Origin of the sequence: Streptomyces sp. SID5910, from assembly GCF_009862125.1 — a bacterium.
Taxonomy (GTDB): Bacteria; Actinomycetota; Actinomycetes; order Streptomycetales; family Streptomycetaceae; genus Streptomyces.
In genome coordinates, this window is the sequence record NZ_WWHX01000509.1 from 1 (window position 1) to 3,617 (window position 3,617).

Here is a 3,617-nt window from a genome sequence, read left to right on the forward strand (position 1 = left end):
CAGGCCGAAGCGGGGGTCCGGGGGCGGCAGCCCCCGGGGACGGCCCGGCACCCGACGCCCACCGGCGAACAGACGGCGACCACCAGGCAGGGCGACGCCGCTCAGCAACCGCGGGTACAGTGCGGAGATCAGCAGATCTTACGGTGAGGCCCCGCACGTGTTGACGCAGACCACCTCCCGCGTGCTCGAACCGAGCGACCTGGACGCCGCACTCGCCGTCCTCGACCGCGAGCCGGTCGCCAACGCCTTCGTGACCGCCCGGGTGCAGATCGCCGGCCTCGACCCGTGGCGCCTCGGCGGCGAGATGTGGGGCTGGTACGAGGACGGCATGCTGACGTCCCTGTGCTACGCGGGCGCCAACCTCGTCCCCATCTGCGCCACCCCGCGCGCCGTCCGCGCCTTCGCCGACCGGGCCCGCAGAGCAGGCCGCCGCTGCTCCTCCATCGTCGGCCCCGCCGAATCCACCGCCCAGCTCTGGCGCCTCCTGGAACCCGGCTGGGGCCCGGCCCGCGAGGTCCGCGGCCGGCAGCCCCTCATGGTCACCGACCGCATGACCGCCGACGTCGTCCCCGACCCCCACGTCCGCCGCGTCCGCAAGGACGAGATGGAGCGGATCATGCCGGCCTGCGTGGCGATGTTCACCGAGGAGGTCGGCATCTCCCCGCTGGCCGGCGACGGCGGCCTGCTCTACCAGGCCCGGGTCGCCGAACTCGTCGGCTCCGGCCGCTCCTTCGCCCGCTTCGACAGCGACGGCCGGGTCGTCTTCAAGGCCGAGATCGGCGCCGCCACCGACCGCGCCTGCCAGATCCAGGGCGTCTGGGTGGCCCCCGAGTACCGGGGACGGGGACTCGCCGCCCCCGGCATGGCCGCCGTCCTGCGCCACGCCCTGACCGACGTGGCCCCGGTGGTCAGCCTGTACGTGAATGACTTCAACACGGCAGCCCGCCGCACGTACCGCAGGGTCGGCTTCCAGGAGGTCGGCTCCTTCATGAGCGTGCTCTTCTGACGCCGGGCGGTGCAGCGCCCCTCAGGGGCGCGGGGAACTGCGCGACCAGCCCCCACCGACCCGCACCCGGAGAACAACCCGTACCCCCCTGATCCGCCCTCCCGATCCAAGCGAAGCGTTAGGCTCCCCGCCATGGACCTCGTCATCGGCCCCTTGGACCTGTCAGCCCACGTGGACGAGGCCCTTGCCGTCCAGGCCGCCGCCTTCGGTCTCGGCCCCGACGAGGTGGCCGTCCGCCGCCAGATCGTCCTGCGCCACATGACCTGCCCCGGCGCCCGCGCCCTCGGCGCCACCACCCCCGAAGGGGACCTCGCCGGCTTCGTCTACGGCATGCCCAACGACCGCACCCACTGGTGGTCCACGGTTGTCGAGCCCTACCTCCGCGCCCAGCACAACGAGGCCTGGCTCGAAGACTCCTTCGTCATCACCGAACTGCACGTCCACCCGGCCCACCAGAACCGCGGCGCGGGCCGCTCACTGATCACCACGATCACCGACACCGCCGCCGAGCCCCGCTCGATCCTCTCCGCGATCGACACCGAGAGCCCCGCCCGCGGCCTCTACCGCTCCCTCGGCTACACCGACCTCGCCCGCCAGGTCATGTTCCCCAGCGCCCCCCGGCCGTACGCCGTGATGGGCGCACACCTCCCGCTGCGCAGGCCATAACCGATTTCCACCGCACCGGACCACCCGGCTAACCTCCTAGCACCACCCTTACGCAGCAGGAGACACGAGAACCATGGCCAACGCACCGGTCCAGCGCATGTCGAAGTTGATGGCGAAGACGCTGCGCGACGACCCGGCGGACGCCGAGGTCCTCAGCCACAAGCTGCTGGTCCGCGCCGGGTACGTGCGCCGCACCGCCGCCGGCCTGTGGAGCTGGCTGCCGCTCGGCAAGAAGGTCCTCGGCAACATCGAGCGCATCGTCCGCGAGGAGATGGACGCCATCGGCGCCCAGGAGGTCCAGCTCCCCGCCCTGCTGCCGCGCGAGCCGTACGAGGCCACCGGCCGCTGGGAGGAGTACGGCCCCGAGCTGTTCCGCCTCCAGGACCGCAAGGGCGGCGACTACCTCCTCGGCCCCACCCACGAGGAGATCTTCACCCTCCTCGTCAAGGACCAGGCGTCGTCCTACAAGGACCTGCCGGTCATCCTCTACCAGATCCAGAACAAGTACCGCGACGAGGCCCGCCCCCGGGCCGGCATCCTGCGCGGCCGCGAGTTCCTGATGAAGGACTCCTACTCCTTCGACGTGGCCGACGAGGGCCTCGCCGAGTCCTACGCCCTGCACCGCGCCGCCTACCAGCGGATCTTCGAGCGCCTCGGCCTCGACTACCGCATCTGCGCGGCCACGGCCGGCGCGATGGGCGGCTCGAAGTCGGAGGAGTTCCTGGCGCCCGCCGAGGCCGGCGAGGACACCTTCGCGGACTGCCCGAACTGCGACTTCGCCGCCAACACGGAGGCGATCACCTACGCCCTGACGCCGGTGGACGCGACGGAGGCGCCCGCCGCGGAGGACATCCCGACCCCCGACACCCCGACGATCGAGACCCTCGCGGCCCACCTCGGCGTCCCGGCCTCCGCCACGCTGAAGAACCTGCTGGTCAAGGTCGACGGCGAGATCGTCGCCGTGGGCGTGCCCGGTGACCGCGAGGTCGACCTGGACAAGGTCGAGGCGCACTTCGCCCCGGCCGCGGTCGAGCTGGTCACCGCCGAGGACTTCGTCGGCCGCCCCGACCTGGTCCGCGGCTACGTCGGCCCGCAGGGCCTGGGCGAGAAGGTGAAGTACATCGCCGACCCGCGGGTGGCGCCGGGCACGGCCTGGATCACGGGCGCCAACAAGGAGCACACGCACGCCAAGAACGTGGTGGCGGGCCGTGACTTCGAGGTCGACGCGTACGTGGACGTCGTGGTGGTGCGCGAGGGCGACCCGTGCCCGAAGTGCGGTACGGGTCTGAAGCTGGACCGCGCGATCGAGATCGGCCACATCTTCCAGCTGGGCCGCAAGTACGCGGACGCCCTCAAGCTGGACGTCCTCGGCCAGAACGGCAAGCCGGCCCGGGTGACGATGGGCTCGTACGGCATCGGCGTCTCCCGCGCGGTGGCCGCGCTGGCGGAGCAGCACGCCGACGACAAGGGCCTGATCTGGTCCAAGGAGGTCGCTCCGGCGGACGTCCACGTCGTCGCGGCGGGCAAGGCGGTGCAGACCGAGCTGGCCCTTGAGGTCTCCGACAAGCTGGCGGCGGCCGGCGTCCGCGTCCTGGTGGACGACCGGGCGGGTGTCTCGCCGGGCGTCAAGTTCACCGACGCCGAACTCATCGGTGTCCCGCAGATCCTGGTCGCGGGGCGGCGTTCCGCCGAGGGCGTGGTGGAACTGAAGGACCGCCGCACGGGTGAGCGCGAGGAAGTAACGGTCGAGGAGGCCCTCACCCGCCTCAGCCGCTGACGTCCTCCGCCCGGGCGCCCGGCGATGAGCCGGTCGCTTGGCCCGGCGTTGTCTGGGTGCCCGGCGCGGGCGCTGGCCGGGGGCCCGCGTTGCCGGGGTGCCCGGTGCTGATGCTGGGCGGGGGTGGGTCGCGTGGCCCGGCGCTGCCGGGGTGCCGCTGCGCCCACC

Annotated in this window: 3 protein-coding genes; all 3 read left to right on the forward strand. The window is 72.6% G+C overall.

The window, feature by feature from the left end; translation table 11 throughout:
• Positions 1–157 precede the first annotated feature (157 nt).
• The 3 genes from GTW67_RS18315 (at position 158) to GTW67_RS18325 (ending at position 3,449) form a co-directional block, all read left to right on the forward strand.
• On the forward strand, positions 158–1,006 hold the full coding sequence (locus GTW67_RS18315; RefSeq protein WP_161165902.1) for a GNAT family N-acetyltransferase: 849 nt from the start codon (positions 158–160) through the stop codon (positions 1,004–1,006).
• A 132-nt stretch (positions 1,007–1,138) separates the two neighbouring features.
• A complete protein-coding gene (locus GTW67_RS18320; RefSeq protein WP_161165903.1) occupies positions 1,139–1,672 on the forward strand; it encodes a GNAT family N-acetyltransferase in 534 nt (177 codons plus the stop codon).
• A gap of 73 nt (positions 1,673–1,745) precedes the next feature.
• Positions 1,746–3,449 carry a proline--tRNA ligase gene (locus tag GTW67_RS18325; protein ID WP_161165904.1) on the forward strand — a complete coding sequence of 568 codons (1,704 nt, stop codon included), beginning with the start codon at positions 1,746–1,748 and terminating at the stop codon, positions 3,447–3,449.
• Positions 3,450–3,617 lie beyond the last annotated feature (168 nt).